At 72.9% G+C, this 15,541-nt stretch carries 12 protein-coding genes; 2 read left to right on the top strand and 10 right to left on the bottom strand.

What is annotated here, in order from left to right; translation table 11 throughout:
• Positions 1-4: 4 nt before the first annotated feature.
• Positions 5-997 carry an EamA family transporter gene (locus NT132_RS08955; RefSeq protein WP_297787575.1) on the bottom strand — a complete coding sequence of 331 codons (993 nt, stop codon included), beginning with the start codon at positions 995-997 and terminating at the stop codon, positions 5-7.
• 98 nt (positions 998-1,095) lie between these two features.
• Between NT132_RS08955 and NT132_RS08960 the strand changes: the two genes are divergently transcribed.
• Both NT132_RS08960 and NT132_RS08965 read left to right on the top strand, forming a co-directional pair.
• The gene (locus tag NT132_RS08960; RefSeq protein ID WP_297787576.1) at positions 1,096-1,986 is read left to right on the top strand and encodes a LysR family transcriptional regulator; all 891 of its coding nucleotides are present in this window, start codon (positions 1,096-1,098) and stop codon (positions 1,984-1,986) included.
• 326 nt (positions 1,987-2,312) lie between these two features.
• Positions 2,313-3,902, top strand: coding sequence for an AAA family ATPase (locus NT132_RS08965; RefSeq protein ID WP_297787577.1), 1,590 nt, complete (start codon positions 2,313-2,315; stop codon positions 3,900-3,902).
• Between the two features lie 1,025 nt (positions 3,903-4,927).
• Here the strand turns inward: NT132_RS08965 and NT132_RS08970 are convergent.
• From NT132_RS08970 to NT132_RS09010, 9 genes are all read right to left on the bottom strand, one after another.
• Entirely contained in the window at positions 4,928-5,758 is an 831-nt protein-coding gene (locus NT132_RS08970) for an ABC transporter permease (protein ID WP_297787579.1), read from the bottom strand.
• Positions 5,755-6,753 (bottom strand): ATP-binding cassette domain-containing protein, encoded by a 999-nt coding sequence (locus NT132_RS08975; RefSeq protein ID WP_297787581.1) that lies wholly within the window; start codon positions 6,751-6,753, stop codon positions 5,755-5,757. The genes NT132_RS08970 and NT132_RS08975 overlap by 4 nt, the downstream gene beginning before the upstream one ends.
• 154 nt (positions 6,754-6,907) lie before the next feature.
• Positions 6,908-10,876 carry a type VII secretion protein EccCa gene (gene eccCa, locus NT132_RS08980; RefSeq protein WP_297787583.1) on the bottom strand — a complete coding sequence of 1,323 codons (3,969 nt, stop codon included), beginning with the start codon at positions 10,874-10,876 and terminating at the stop codon, positions 6,908-6,910.
• On the bottom strand, positions 10,873-11,913 hold the full coding sequence (locus NT132_RS08985; protein WP_297787585.1) for an RDD family protein: 1,041 nt from the start codon (positions 11,911-11,913) through the stop codon (positions 10,873-10,875). The genes eccCa and NT132_RS08985 overlap by 4 nt, the downstream gene beginning before the upstream one ends.
• A complete protein-coding gene (locus NT132_RS08990; RefSeq protein WP_297787588.1) occupies positions 11,910-13,277 on the bottom strand; it encodes a hypothetical protein in 1,368 nt (455 codons plus the stop codon). Before NT132_RS08990 ends, NT132_RS08985 begins: the two co-directional genes overlap by 4 nt.
• A 93-nt stretch (positions 13,278-13,370) precedes the next feature.
• Positions 13,371-13,661, bottom strand: a complete 291-nt coding sequence (locus NT132_RS08995) for a WXG100 family type VII secretion target (RefSeq protein ID WP_297787590.1) — start codon at positions 13,659-13,661, stop codon at positions 13,371-13,373.
• Positions 13,662-13,663: 2 nt separating this feature from the next.
• Positions 13,664-13,981, bottom strand: coding sequence for a WXG100 family type VII secretion target (locus NT132_RS09000; protein ID WP_297787592.1), 318 nt, complete (start codon positions 13,979-13,981; stop codon positions 13,664-13,666).
• A 27-nt stretch (positions 13,982-14,008) separates the two neighbouring features.
• A complete protein-coding gene (locus tag NT132_RS09005; RefSeq protein ID WP_297787595.1) occupies positions 14,009-15,283 on the bottom strand; it encodes a hypothetical protein in 1,275 nt (424 codons plus the stop codon).
• Positions 15,280-15,541: hypothetical protein (locus NT132_RS09010; protein ID WP_297787597.1), on the bottom strand; the 262-nt coding region annotated here is incomplete at its 5' end. The genes NT132_RS09010 and NT132_RS09005, both read right to left, overlap by 4 nt.

A 15,541-nucleotide genomic window follows, 5' to 3' on the forward strand; every position in this document is an offset into this window, starting at 1 on the left:
CGGCCTAGCGTCGCGGCGGGGCGGGTTCCGCGTCGAGCGGCGATGCCGGGGGCATGAGCGATGCCGGGGGCGCGGGCGGTGCGGGTGAGACCGGGGGCGGCGTCGCCCGGCGACGGCGGAAGAGACCGGTGGTGACGGCCACGCCCAGGAGCAGGACGACGCCGCCGATCCCTTCCGTGAGGGTCGGCGTCTCACCCAGCACCAGCCACGCCGCGGCGATCCCGACCGGCGGCACGAGCATGGTGAACGGCACCACGGCGGATGCCGGGTGGCGGGCGAGCAGGGTGTTCCAGATGCCGTAGCCCACGAGGCTCGCAAGCCACGCCGTGTACGCCGTCGACAGCAACTGCGCCGCGGTGAGGTGCGTGAGGGCGAAGCCGACCGCATCCGGTCCGTCGACGAGCAGGGACAGCCCCAGCATGGGGATCGGCACGACGAGCGCCGACCACACCGTCATCGACAATCCGGAACCGGGCCCGGATGCGGAGCGGCCTCCCCCTCCGCCGCCCGCCCGGCGGGCGATGACGTTGCCGGTCGCCCATGACGCGGCGGCGGCGAGCGAGAGGAGGAACGCGAGCGCCGGGACATGCGCCGCGCTGCCGCTGCCGACGACGATCAGCCCGCCGAAGCCCACGGCGACGCCCGCGACCTGCCAGCGGGTGGGGACCTCGCGGAGGGCGAGCGCCGCGAGCAGGACGGTGAACACCACCTGCGCCTGCAACACGAGCGAGGCGAGCCCCGCGGGCATCCCGAGGGCGAGGGCGGTGTAGAGCAGGCCGAACTGGCCGAGGCTCATGAACAGCCCCACGAGGAGCACGTCCCGCATCCGGGCCGCCGGGCGCGGGACGAAGAAGATCGCCGGCAGGATGACCGCGGTGAAGCGGAGGGCCACGAACAGCGTCGGCGGCATCCCGTCGAGGCCGAGATCGATCGCGACGAAGTTCACGCCCCAGATGAGGGCGACGAGGACGGCGGCAAGCGCGGAACGAAGGGGCACGGGTCCAGCATGACCCGAGGGATCGTGCAGCACCAGCGAACGATTCTTCACACCATCCGGTAGCTGCGCTAACTGGACGGAGGGTGCAGACTGTCGCCATGATCGACCTCTTCGCCGTCGACGCGCTCCTCGCGATCGCCCGCACCGGAACGGTTCACGCCGCCTCCGCCGAACTGGGATTCACGCCGTCCGCCGTGTCGCAGCAGATCAAGCGCCTGGAGCGGGATCTGGGCGCGCGCCTGCTCGACCGTGCCGGTCGCGGTGTCGTGCTGACCGCCGCGGGCCGACGGGTCGTCGACGAGGGTGCGCTGCTGCGGGAGCAGGTCGAGTCGCTGCGTTCCCGGCTGCACGACGCACAGGCCCGGCCGACCGGAACGATCCGGCTCGGTGCGTTCGCCACGGCGGTCCGCGGCATCGTCCCCGGCCTCGTCCTGCGGGTGCGGGATCAGCATCCGGACCTCCGGGTCACGGTGCAGGAGCTCGACCCGTGGAACGCGGTGGATGCGGTCGCCGCGGGGACCCTGGACGTCGCGATCGTGCACCACTGGGAGGGGGTCGGGCTCGCGCTGCCGCCGAGCCTGCGCAGCGAAGAACTCTTCCGCGACGTTGCCGACGTGCTGTTGCCCGCGGACGATCCGCTCGCCGGAGCCACCGCCGTCACCCCCGCCGACATCCGGGACCGCACATGGGCCTCCACCCCCGACGGCACCATCTGTTACGAGTGGTTCTGCCACATGTTCCGTGGTGAGCCGTCGCCGCCGCGGATCGACTACTGGTGCCTGGAGTTCGCCTCGCAGGGCGAGCTCGTGGCCGCCGGCGTCGCGGTGGCGCTCGTCCCCCGCCTCGGCCGGGGGCGGCTGCCCGACGGCGTCGTCGCGGTGCCGGTGCACGATCCGGTGCCCACCCGTCCGGTCACGCTGGTGTGGCGCGCGACGATGACCGAAGCCCCCGCCATCCGCGCCCTCCGCGAGCTGCTCGACGCTCGCTGACGCCGCTCCCGACCGCCGGCGGACCGCGGCCCTGACCGTGGCCCTTGACCGCGGGATGGGTTCTGGGCCCCGAAACCGTGGGGTTTCCCCCGGGTCTCGGGGCGCAGAACCCATCTCGGCGTCAGGGGCAGGGCGTCGCGACCCGCGTGGGGCCGCGGCCCGTCCTACAGTGAGACGGTGCGGCTGCGCTTCTTCGGCGGGTTCGCCGTCGACGACGCCGACGGCGCGCTGCGCGACGTGCGCGGACGCGGCCAGCAGGCGCTGCTGTTCCGGCTCGCGCCGGCTACCGCGCACTCGCCGAGGACGTCTGGCCGTCCGATCCGCCGGTGGACCCGCGAGCGGCGTTGCAGTCGCTCGTCTCGCGCCTCCGCCGGGTGCTGCCCGCCGGCGTGCTGCAGGCCGTGCCGGGCGGCTACCGGCTGGCCGTCGCGCGGAGCGACGTCGACATCGTCGCGTTCGCCGATCGGGTGGCCCGGGCGCGGGAGGACCACGCGCCAGGGGAGGCCCGTGCCGCGCTGGCGCTGTGGCGCGGCGACCCGTGGACGCCGGACGGGTTCGACTGGGTGGTGCGGGACTTGCTCGAGGACCGCGCGCACGCCGAACGGCTCGCCGCGGCGGCGCCCTCGGACATTCCCGCCGCGGCACCCGTCGAGGCGGATCCTCACCCGGCTGTTCCCGCCGCCGTGACCGCGCTCATCGGCCGGACCGCCGAACTCGCGCTCATCGACGCGCAGCTCGCCGACGAACGCCTCGTCACCCTGCTCGGCCCGGGCGGGGCCGGGAAGACCACCCTCGCGCTCGAGGCCGCCCGCCGCGCTCCGGCGGCGGTGTTCGTCGAGCTCGCGCCCGCAGCGCCCGGGGAGGTGTGGGATGCGGTGGCGACGGCGCTCGGGCGCAGCATCCGTCTTCCTGACTCCGCCGCGGCACGCACCTCCACCCGGGAGCGGGTGCTCGAGGCGGTGGCCGGCCGCACGCTGCTGCTCGTGCTGGACAACGCGGAGCACGTCGCGGCGGAGACCGCGGCGGTGGCGGCCGCGTTGCTGCAGGCAGCGCCGACCACCCGCCTGCTCGTCACCAGCCGCGAACCGCTGGGCGTCGCTGGCGAGGCGTTCGTCGAGGTCGGCGCGCTCGCCGACCAGGATGCCGTCGATCTGCTCGCCCGCCGCATCCGCGCCGCCCGCGGGCGTGCCGTCGAGCCGACCGAGACGGATGCCGTCGCCCGCATCGCCCGACGGCTGGACGGCCTCCCGCTCGCCCTGGAATTGGCGGGGGCGAAGGCGCGGGTGCTCACCGCGGCCGAGATCGAGACGGGACTCACCGACCGGTTCGCGCTGCTCGACCGCGGCCCCCGCACCGCCGCACCGCGGCATCAGACCCTCCGCGCCGTCATCGACTGGAGCTGGGACCTGCTCACTCCCGACGAGCGGGACACCCTGCTCGTGCTCGCGGTGTTCCCGGACGGCGTCGGGGTCGCGGATCTCGACGAGGTCGCCACGGCGTTCGGCCGGCGCGCGGCGACCGTCGACGATCTCGTCGACCGGTCCCTGGTGCAGCGTCGACCGGGTGACCCGGAGCGGCCGGCTGGCGGAGTTCCGCGGACGGCAGGCCGACGTCATCGCCCGGCTCGCCCTGTCGCGGGACGCGCTGTTGCGCACCAGCCGCGTCCGGGAAGGCGTGGCCTGGTACGACGCGAACGACGAGAACCTCTCGTCGGCGCTGCGGTGGTGCGACACCCACGACGATCACCTCGACACCGCGGTCCTGCTCGTCCGGGCGCAGTTCTGGGTGTGGCTCATGCGCGAACGCGGCGACCTGCTGACCGAGGCGCTGCAGCGGTTCTCGCCGCCCGCGCTCGACTCCGAGCCCGCCGTGCTGGTGGCCGGTACCGCGTTGCTGCTGCGCGTCTTGACCGGTGACGACGACATCGCGGCCATCGACGAGCGCGCGCGAACGGTGGCGGAGGCCGCCGTCCAGCATCCGTCCGAGCTGACCGCGGTCCTGCCGGCGGTCCTTCCCGCCGCGGTCCGGCTGCTCGAGAAACGGGCGGCCGAGGAATCGTGGTCCGCCCGGATCGAGCTCGACGAGGCCGACGTCGCGGACGCTCCCGAGTGGAGCCGGGCGTTCGTCGCCGTCATGCGCGCCGCCGTCGCCCAGAACAACGGCGACATCGAGCCCCTGGGTGAGTGCAGTGGTCGCGCGCTGGAGATGTTCCGCCGGGTCGGAGACGTGTGGGGGATCGCCCTGGCCAGCCAGATGCGGTCGGAGTGGCTCCTGCTCGACGGACGGCTCGAGGAGGCGCTGCAGGTCGCCGATGCGTCTACCGAAGGACTCGAGGGGCTCACGTCGCTGTCTGACCTGCTGCAGCAGCGGAGCCTCGGAGTCTCGCTGCTCATCCGTCTCGGCCGGATCGACGAGGCCCGCCGGCGCGTCGCGACGATGATGACGGCGGCGCTCGCCGACGGGTCGGACCGCGTGGTGGGGCAGGCGGTGACGACGGCGGCGACCATCGATGTCGCCGTCGGCGACGGCGCTGCCGCGCTCCGCGCACTCGCGCGACTCGACGAGGCCGAGGAGCGTGACGGCAGCGGCTTCCCGCGGCAGATCCTCGCCTGGCGGGAGGGCAAGCGGGCCGAGGCCCTCGTTCTGGTGGGCGATCTCGATGCGGCCGCCGAGAGTCTGCGCCGCGCCGCCCCCATCGCGGTGCAGACCGGCGACTTTCCCATCATGTCGGAGGTCGCGGTGGCGGTCGCCGCCTGGTTCGCGGCCGCCGACCGCCTGCCCGATGCGCGGCGGGCGCTCGCCGAGGCGGACCGGCTGCGCGGTCGCCCCGACCTCACCGACCCGGTGATCGTCGCGGTGCGCGCCCGGATCGAGGCAGCGGGGCCGGATGCGGCAGCATCCGACCCCGTGGATCTCACCGCGCTGGTCGCGCGGATCTGACTCAGGCCTTGCGCATGTACGCCCGCACCGTGAGCGGGGCGAACACGGCGACGATGACCGCGGCGCCGAGGAGCGACGCCCACAGGTCACCGCCGATCGCACCGTTGTTCGCGAGCTCGCGGACCGCGGTCACAAGGTGCGAGACCGGGTTGATGTTCGCGAACCAGCCCAGCCAGCTGGGCAACGTGTCCACCGGCACGTAGGCGTTCGAGAGGAACGTCAGCGGGAACAGGACGAGCATCGAGATGCCCTGGACGCTGGACGCGGTGCGCGCCATCACCCCGAGGAACGCGAAGATCCAGCTCACCGCCCAGGAGCAGACGATCACGAGCAGGGCGGCGCCGATGACGGCGAGCAGCCCGCCCGCCGGGCGGTATCCCATGATGAACCCCATGACGAAGGTCAGCGTGGTCGCGATGGCGTACCGCAGGGTGTCGGCGAGCAGTGCCCCCGACAGCGGGGCGATGCGGGCGATCGGGAGCGAACGGAACCGGTCGAACACCCCCTTGTCCATGTCCTCGCGCAGTTGGGTGCCGGTGACGACGGAGGTCGTGATCACGGTCTGCACCAGGATGCCGGGGATCAGCTGCGGCAGGTAGTTCTGTACGTCCCCGGCGATCGCGCCGCCGAAGATGTACGCGAACATGAGCGTGAAGATGATCGGCTGCAGGGTGACGTCGAGCAACTGCTCCGGGGTGCGCCGGATCTTCACCAGGCCCCGGTAGGCCATGGTGAAAGTGTTCTGCAGCGTCTGGGACACGCTGGTGTGGTTGTGGAGCGTGCGGTCGGTCGCGGGGACGATGCGACCGGCGGTGGGGGCGAGGGTGCTCATGCGGACACCGTCTCTTTCTCGTCGGGCCCGGAGGGCGTGGTGTCGTCGGTCGCGGTATGACCGGTGAGGGTGAGGAAGACCTCGTCGAGGGTGGGCTTTTGCACGCTCATCTCGGTCAGGTGGATGCCGGCTTCGCGCAGGGTGATGAGGAGTTCAGCGACCCGGTCGGCGTCGGACATCGGTGCAGTGAGCCGGGCGGCCTCGGGCGACACCGTGGCCTGCACCCCGAGCACCCGCTCGATCGCACGGAGGGCGTCCGTGGTGTCGGCGGGGTCAGCGAGCCGGAGCTGGAGGCTCGCGGTGCCGACCGAGGCCTTGAGCTCGTCGCCGGTGCCCTCGGCAACGACGGTGCCGTGGTCGATGACGGCGATGCGGTCGGCGAGCTGGTCGGCTTCGTCGAGGTACTGGGTGGTCAGGAGGACCGTGGAGCCGGTTGCGACGAGCTCGCGGATGGTGTCCCACATCTGACCGCGCGTGCGCGGATCCAGGCCCGTGGTCGGCTCGTCGAGGAAGAGCAGGGGCGGCTGCGCGATGAGGGATGCGGCGAGGTCGAGGCGCCGCCGCATCCCTCCGGAGAAGTGCTTCAGCGGGCGGCGGGCGGCTTCGGTGAGTCCGAACCGGTCGAGCAGGTCGGTCGCGCGGAGGCGGGCGTCGGTGCGCGACAGGCCGAGCAGGCGCGCGAAGATGATGAGGTTCTCGGTTGCGGAGAGGGACTCGTCGACGGAGGCGTACTGGCCGGTGACGCCGATCAGCTGCCGCACGATCTGCGGGGAGCGGACCACGTCGTGGCCGAAGATCTCTGCGCGGCCGCCGTCCGGGCGCAGGAGCGTGGCGAGCATGGAGATCGTGGTGGTCTTGCCGGCGCCGTTGGGTCCGAGCACGCCGTAGACGGTGCCGGTGGCGACGCGCAGGTCGACGCCGTCCACGGCGCGGTTCGCGCCGAACGTCTTCACGAGCCCTTCGGCGAGCACCGCGGGAGGGGTGGAGGAGGTCATGGTGGGGGCCTTTCTGTTGGCTGATCCCACTCTGCGCCGCGACCACCGTCACGCCGCTGTCACCGCATCCGTCCCGCTGTCACCGCGCTGTCACGCGCGCCCCGCTAGCGTCCCTGACCGCGAGTCTCGATGAGCGGCGGTCGATGCACGGCGGTCAGTGCACGGCGGGCGGCAGCGCCAGCTGCGCGGCGACGAGGCCCCTGTCGCGGCTCACGATCTGCGCGCGACCCGGCACCGAGGGCACCGGCTTCACCCGGCCGATCAGCGCACCCTCTTCGGGGTTGCCACCGAGCAGGATGCCGGTCGCGCCGAGGTCGGTGAACCGCTGGATGATCGGGTCGTACGCCGCGCGGCTCGCGCCGCCGGTGCGACGGGTGAGGATGACGTGCAGGCCGAGATCCGTCGCCTGTGCGAGGAGCGGCTGCAGCACCGCGATCGGGTTGCCCTGGCTGGTGGCGACGAGGTCGTAGTCGTCGATGAGGATGAACCCCTCCGCGCCCTTCCACCAGCTGCGCTCCCGCAGCTGCTCCGGCGTGATGTCCGGGCCCGGGATGCGGCCGGAGAAGAACGCCGCGAGCTCCGCCATGCCGCTCGCCGCCATGTCGTGGGACGTCAGGTACGCGCCGAGATACTCCTGCGGGATCTCGCCCAGCAGCGCACGACGGTAGTCGACGACGAAGATTTTCGCCTCGGTCGGACCGTACAGGCGGGTGATCTCGTGCGCGACACCACGCAGGAACGAGGACTTCCCCATCCCGGCGTCGCCGTAGAGGTAGAGGTGCGACTCGGTGCGCACATCGATGCCGAACGGGGCGAGCTGCGCCTCGTCGACGCCCAGCAGCATCCGCCGGTCCTCCGGACCCGCTTGCTCGCGCAGCTCGGCGAGCGTGAGGTGCTCCGGCAGCAGTCGCAGCTTCGGCCCCGCGGGGCCCTGCCACGCCTCTGCGATGCGCGCGATCATGGCGTCGACCCCGTCCACCAGGCTCGACGGGCTGCTGTCGCCGTCGATCCGCGGCAGCGCGGAGAGCATCTGCAGCTTCGCCGGGCTGAGGCCGCGACCGGGCTGACCGGTCGGGACGTTCGCCGCCTGCTTGCGGTCGATCTCGGAGTCGGACGGATCGCCCAGTCGCAGCTCCAGCCGGGTCTGGATGAGGTCCTTCAGGCTCGCCCGGATCTCCAGCCACCGGTTGGCGGTGACGACGACGTGGATGCCGAAGCTGAGACCCCGCGCAGCGATCGTCTGCACCCGGGTCTCGAGGGCCTCGTAGTCGCTGCGGAGCGTCGCCCAGCCGTCCACGACAAGGAACACGTCGCCGTAGCCGTCGTCGACGAGCCCGCGGGCACGCCGCTGACGGTAGGTGTCGATCGAGTCCACCCCGTTGGCGCGGAAGTACTGCTCGCGCGCGTCGATGATCGACTCCACCTCGGCCACCGTGCGGCGCACCGCCTCGGCCTCGGTGCGCGTCGCGACGCCCGCGACGTGCGGGTGCCGCTGCATGCCGGTGAAGCTGCCGCCGCCGAAGTCGAGCACGTAGAACTGCGCTTCCAGCGGCGTGGTCGTCAGCGCCAGTGCGGAGACGAGGGTGCGCGCGAGGGTCGACTTGCCGCTGAGCGGGCTGCCGACGATCGCCACGTGTCCCGCCGCGCCGCCGAGCGACACCACGAGCTGCTCGCGGCGCTGCTCGAGCGGCACGTCGACGATCCCGAGCGGCACGGTGAGGGCGCCGGCGGCACGCCACGTCGGCGACACCAGGCCCAGCTGCGGGTCGGCGGTGAGGTCGGGCATGAGTTCGTCGAGGGATGCGGGGTCGGACAGCGGCGGCAGCCACACCTGATGGGCGGCGGGTCCCCGGCCGGCCATCCGCTCCACCGCGATCTGGAACGTGGACCGTTCCTCGACCGGCGCCGCCCGCTCCGGGGCGACCGGGGCGGACGTCTCCTCCACGACCTCCAGGGGCTGCGCGGCGGCGGTGAAGAGCTCGATGCTGGCGGAGGTGTCGACATCTGCCCCGGCGTGTGCCGGACCGCGGCGCATGGTGGTCTTCGGCGGACCGGAGACGTACGCGGCCTTGAACTGGGTCAGGTTCTCGGTGTCCGCCTTGAGGAAGCCGACACCTGGTTCCTGTGGCAGCGTGTAGGCGTCCGGTGTGCCGATGATGGTGCGCGACTCGGCCGCCGAGAACGTGCGCAGGCCGATCCGGTACGAGAGATGGGTGTCGAGGCCGCGGAGCTTGCCCTCCTCCAGCCGCTGCGACGCCAGCAGCAGATGCACCTGGAGCGATCGGCCGACGCGGCCGATGTTGATGAAGCTCTCCACGAACTCGGGCTTGGCCGCGAGCAGCTCGGAGAACTCGTCCGCCACGATGAGGAGGGCCGGGAGCGGTTCGAGGTCGGTGCGTCCGCCGCGCCGCGCCTTCTCGTAGTCCAGCACGTTGGAGAAGTTGCCGGCCGCGCGCAGCAGCTCCTGCCGCCGCACCACCTCGCCCTGCAGGGCGTCCTGGAACCGGTCGACGAGCGCGAGCTCACTGCCGAGGTTCGTGATGATCGCCGAAACGTGCGGCATCCCGGCCATCCCGGCGAAGGTCGCCCCACCCTTGAAGTCGACGAGGACGAAGTTCAGCTGCTCGGGCGAGTGGGTCAGCGCGAGCGCCAGCACCAGGGTGCGCAGCACCTCGGACTTGCCGGAGCCGGTGGCGCCGATCATCACGCCGTGCGGGCCCATGCCCTGCTGGGCGGATTCCTTGAGGTCGAGCACGAGAGGGAAACCGTCTGTGTCCTGACCGATCGGCACCCGCAGCCGGTCCCGCTCCAGGCGGCTGGCCCAGGCCCGGTCGAAGTCGATCTCGCGCACGTCCGGTAGACCGAGGAGCTCCACGAGCTCTCGCTGTCCCTGCTGCGCGCCCGAAGTCTCGGCCAGCGCGGTGGGGCTCGAGTACAGCGGCATGAGCCGTCGGGCGGTCGCCTCCACCTCGGCGACGGATGCGGCATCTGCGGTGAACGGGGTCGAGCCGCTGGCGAGGTCGATGAGTTCCGCACGACGGTCGGTCGCTTCTGCCGCAGGCAGGGCGATGCGCAGCACGTCCGGGTTCTCCAGCTCCGCCCAGCGGGTGGGAAGTTCCAGCACGGTGACGCCCAGCATCCCGTCGCCACCGACGACCGGGTCGCCGATCGGCAGCCGCACGCCGTCGACGACGAGCAGCACGTGCGGGGTGACCCCGCCGCCGCGGCCGAAGCGGGGACGTTCCCGAAGCCCTGCCGGCAGCAGGTCCTCGAGGTCGTCGAGGGAGGATGCGATCATGCGGGCGGGGCCGAGACGATCTTCGCCGCGGGCGGACATGGCGTGCGGCAGCCACTTCACCCAGTCCCAGGCGGGCTGCTGCGCGGCACCCGCGAGCACCGCGACCACGACGTCCTCGGGGTCCTGCAGGGTCGTGACGCTGGCGATCATGGAGCGGGCGAGCGAGCGCACCGCCTCTTCATCGGGGCCGACGATCTCGATCTTGGCGTGGTCGGTGAGACGCACCCCCAGCGGCAGATCGGGCTGCGTCTCGTGCGTGAGCATGAAGCGGTGCGCGGCGGAGGCGGCGACCGGGTCGAGCTGCGCGAGCGGCGGCAGCTCGGGGGCCTCCAGAGTGACGCACAACGGCTGGTCGGAGGTGCCGATGCGGGTGAGGAGGAAGTTCTCGTCGCCCGGCTGTCGCTCCCACACGCGGGTGCGCTCCTCCGCGATGAACGGCAGCGCGGCGGGTGCGGGGGTGACCCAGGCGCCATAGCGCCGTTGCTTCTTCGCGGCGGTGCGGACGGTGTCCCGCAGCTCCGCCAGGTACGCGAGGTACTCGCGGCGGTTGCCGAGCACCTGGGCGGTGCGCTGGGAGCGCTGCCGCCACCCGTTGACGGCCACGAAGCCGAGGGAGGAGAGCAGGAACATGCCGCCCGTGATGAACCCGGTGGGGCCGGCGTTTGAGATCGTCACCATGACGATGGCGCCGACGCTGCCGAGCATCGGCAGCAACGATGTCAGCAGGCTGCTGCCGCCTTCGCTCGGCACCAGCTCCGGCGGCGCCTGCACGACGATGCGGCCGCTCGGCACGGTGGGTGGGGCCAGACGGGGTCCCTTGCTCACGACGTCGCTCCCATCAGCCGGCTCACGGTGAACGTCCGATTCCCGATGCGGACCCGCACATCGTCGTCGACCCCGGTGCGACGGCCGGGCTCGACCGCCCGGGTCGAGCCGTCGTCGTCGACGAGCTCGGTGCCGTTCGTGGAGCCGAGGTCGGTGACCCACAGGCCGCCGCGGTCGTACTCCACGCGCAGGTGGTCCTTGGAGACGCTCGCATCGGGGTCCTCGACCCCGATGAGGACGTCGGTGTCCTCGACCGGGGCGGGATTGCGACCGAGCACCGCCGCATGGCGAAGGCTCAGATGCTCCCGCTGGCCGGTGTCGAAGATGAGCAGCAGCGCACCGGTGGCGTCGTCGGGAACCGGGGCGGATGCCGCATCCGTGGTCTCGGGTGCCGGCTGCTGCGCGCCCCACACCGGGGCGGCGGGCGGTGCCGGGGGTGCGGGCGGCGCCAGGGGTTCGTGGATGCGGGCGGCGCCGCGCGGCGCGACCGGACCGCGGCTGCCGGTCGAGGCGACGGCGGCGGGGGTCCAGGGTCGAGCGACCACCGTGGGTTCGGGAACGGCGAGCCGGGCCGGGCCGGGGCCGGGGCCGCCGGCACGTTCACGCGCGGACGGCCGGGCGGGGGCGGCGACGACGACGGTCTGCGCGGCGCGGTCCGCCCACGAGCGACGGGCGCCGGAACGGTCCCAGGCGCCGGATGCCTCGACGACCCAGGCGCCGGCGGCGAAGACGAGACCGCCGATCGCGACGAGCGAGCCGCGCACGAACGAGCGACCGGCGCCGGGGGAGAAGGGCGCGTCGATCCGGCTGACCCGCAGACGCAGCAGGGCCTTGCCGGGGCTGACCCCGGCGCGGGACTGCAGGATCCACAGGGCGAGCACGGCCTCGCCCGCCAGCAGCATCCCGAACGCCGGTGAGCCGGTCAGGAGCGCGGTGACGACGGCGACGACGAGAACGATCGCCGCGTCGATGCTGAACGCGGCGAGGCGGGTTCCGGTGCGCGCCGGTTCCCCGGTGAACTGCGGCGGCAGGGTCATGCGGCCATCATTCCACGGAGCACGTCGACGGCATCCGCGGCCAGCAGGGCCGCCGGCAGGGACAAGGCGATCGCGATCCATTCGAACGCGTCGCCGAGCCGCGACCAGAACAGCGATCGTGCACCGCGCCCGGCGGGCACCACCGCGAACGCGACGGCAGCGCCCGCCACGAGGCACACGCCGGCCGCGAGGGTGAGGCCCCCGGCGTCGCCGACCCGCACCGCGGCGAACGCGACGACGAGCAGGATGACGGCGGCCGTGCTCCGCGGCAGCCACCGCAGCAGCGGCGTGGAGAAGCGGCGGGCGCCGAGCAGGAGGGCGAGCACCGTGGTGATCACGAGGGCGATGCGGCCCGCCAGCACCAGCGGATCCGAACCGTCGAGACCCGGGAGGGCGGCCGGGATGCTGAGGGCGGTGGCGACGCACAGCACGACGGTGCCGGCGACGAGTCGTCCGGTCGATCGGGCGACGAGCCGGCGCGCGTCTGCGGCGCCGATCCCGTGCACCTCGGCGGGGAGCTGCTGACGGACGCTCCATCGCGTGGACTGGTACCGGGCGTAGTCGATGAACAACCCCGGCGGTACCTCCATCAGCGTCGACAGCAGGGCGCGGAGCGCGACCGGGGTGAGGCCGACCGTGACGGCGGCCGCCGAGGCGGCAGGGAGTCCCAGCAGCAGGGTGAGTCCCCACACCCCCGCAAGGACGAGGAGGAGCGTGGTGGACGCGGTGAGGGCGGCGTGCAGCCCGGCGGGGCGCGCGATCAGCCCGAGGACTCCGGCGATCACGGCGGCGGTGAGCAGGCCCGCGAACACGCCGAGCACATCGGCCGCGGCGGGCAGAGCGGGCACGGCGGTGGCGCCGGCGGCGAACGCCAGGGCGAGGAGGGCGACGAGCGTCGGCGTCGCGCCGGAGCGATCGGCGCTCGCGCGCAGGACGTACTGCAGCCCGGCCGCCAGCGATCCGACGGCGGCGATGACGGCGAGCCAGGTGTGCGCGACGGGTGGGAGAACCTCGGGGGCGAGCAGGGAGACCCCGGCGAGCAGTGCCGCGACGGCGAGTACCGTCCACCAGGCGGCAGCCGCATCCGACCGGTCCGCGCGTCCTCGGAGGCCGCCGCGACGGCGCGGGGGACCGGGGGTCAGGTCGACGAACGCGAGAACCGCACCGTCTTCGAGATCCTCGGCCCGCATCAGGGTGCTGACTTCCCGCCCATCGGGTTCCACGAGCACTTCGCGCCCCACGTGCGGGCGGATGCCGATGCTGGTCAGGGCGTCCGTGAGCGTCACGTCGAAGGGCAGGCTCAGGTCGTGGCGCGTCGCACCATCGACGATCGCCACCCGACGTCGCTCTGTGACCGTCCCCATGACCTCAGCATCCCCCCGACGTGATTCGACGACGTCGCAGTCGGATGCTGCGACGTCGCTGCTGTGCTCGGCTCAGCGTAACCGCGAGCCGGGTCACCGCCGGAAGAGCTTGGCAGACCGCTTGTCGGCCTCGACGTAGTTCTCCCCGATCTGCTGCGTGGCCTCGGCGATGCTCGCCAGCACGCTCTTCATGTGGGCGAACGTCGTCGACCACTCCCGCTGGGCGAGGTCGTAGGCGACGCGTGCCGCGCCGTCCCAGTTACCGCGCAGCCGGTTGGCCTCCTGCTCGAGTCCCGCGAGCACGGCTTCGATCCGTGCGCTCTCCTGCTTCAGCGCGGCGGCGGCGGCGCTCAGTCCCTCCGGGGACACCTTCAGGTCAGCCATGGTCACTCGCCTCCCATGATCGCGCCGAGACCGCTGATGGTCTGCTGGTGCTCGGTTTCGAGCGTCACCTGGTCGTTGTGCGTGGCACGCAACGCCTCCTCCAGGCGGATCAGCGTCTGGTTGATCCGCGCCGCGCCGGTCGTCCACGTGGTCATCATCTCCGTGTACGCCTTCGCCGCCTCGCCGGACCACAGGGACTGCAGCTCGTCGAGCTCGTCGGTCACCCGCCGCGTGCTGTCGGTGACGTCCGCGTGGGCGCCGGACACCGCCTCGGCACCGCGGAGCAGGGCTCCTTCGGTGGCTGAGATCTTGTCGCTCATCGCATCTCCTCGATCCTCATGGCCGCGTTACTCGCGTCCGCCGGCGCCGGCGTTCTCCGACAGCGGACCGAACTCTTCGTCGTCTTCCAGGCGGGGAGCAATCGGTCCGCCGAGGCCGCGGCCGCGCTGCTTGCCACCGCGCCCTGCGCCCTGGCCGCCGGCGCCGCCCGCGCCGCCTCCGGCCATCCCGGTCGCGCCGCGACCCGCGGCACCCTCCGCCGCGCCGGCGGCCGCACCGGCCCCGCCGCGGCTGCCGAGGAGGCCGCCCGTCCGGCCGGCGTCGGCGCCGAGGCCGCCTGCGGCGCCACGGACGCCGCCGATGCCACCTGCTCCGCCGATGCCGCCCGCTCCGCCGAGCCCGGCGAGCTTCGCCAACGTCGCCGCACCCGCGCCGGAGAGCCGGCTCAGACCGCCGAGCGCCGCCGCGCCGCCGGCACCTGCCATGAGGCCGCTGCCGACACCGCCGCCCGAACCGCCGCCGAGCAGCCCTCCGCCCGTGCTCCCGCCCGGGTAGGTGCCCGTCCCGGTGATCGGCCCGTCGGGGGTGGGGATGATGAGGGGCGGACTGCCGGGATCCCGCGGGATGTGGATGTCCGTGGGCTCCCCGTTGTCGATCAGGTATCCGCTCTCGTCGATGATGGCGTACCCGACCAGACCCTGCCCGGAAGAGCCGCTGCCGCCGGGGCCCTGCGGCGAGCCGCCTCCCGGGGCGGTCGGCGTGCTGCCCCCGGGGACGTCCGGGGTCTCGCCGGCGGGTCCCGGGTCGCCCTCGGGCGCATCGAAGTAGGTGCCGGACGGGGCCATCGGGATGTTCATGCGTGCGCTGTTGAGCTTCGTTGCCACGACGTTGACGGCGGCTTTGGCCTCCTCTTCGCGCTTGTTGCCGAAGAACGCGTTGGCGGCGGCGATGGCTCCCTCGCCCACGACGACCGCGACCGGACCGACGACCACGGTCGCGCCGGCCTCCGCACCGCGGATCAGGGCTGTCTGCTCCGAGCTGAGCGACCCGGCGCCGAGATTCGCGAGCTCGGTCTGGGCGGAGGCCTGGATCTCGTTGGCCTCTTCGATGGCCTGCGGCAGGTCTTCGGCGAGGTAGTCGATGAGGATCTGGGTCTGGGCCCGGGCCTCGTCCAGCGTGAGGCTGGCCTCCATGCCCGTCGAGCCGGTCAGACCCGTGTCGGACGCGACCTTCTTCAGGATGGTCTGAAGCTGTTCCAGCGAGGCCTTGGTCTGCTCGACATGCGGCAGGTCCCATGGCTTGCCCTCGGCGAGCTTCCGGAGGCGATCTTCCCATTCGCTCATTGCAGACTCCTCGGACGGTTCTTCCGGTTGTTCCTGGTGATGATGACGATCGTGACGACGGCCGCGGCGACGAGCAGCACGATCACCACGATCACCGCGACGATGGCTCCGGACAGCATGCCACCGTCGTCCTCGGCCGCGGCGGGCTCGGCCGACGGGGCCGGGGTGGCCTCGGCGGCGACCCTTGCGACCGCGGCGTCGAGTTGCTCATCGGTGGGCTCAGTGCCCCCCGCGATCCGGCTGCTCTTGTCCAGCAGC

The organism is Microbacterium sp. (assembly GCF_026393345.1).
In the GTDB taxonomy this organism is placed as follows: Bacteria; Actinomycetota; Actinomycetes; order Actinomycetales; family Microbacteriaceae; genus Microbacterium.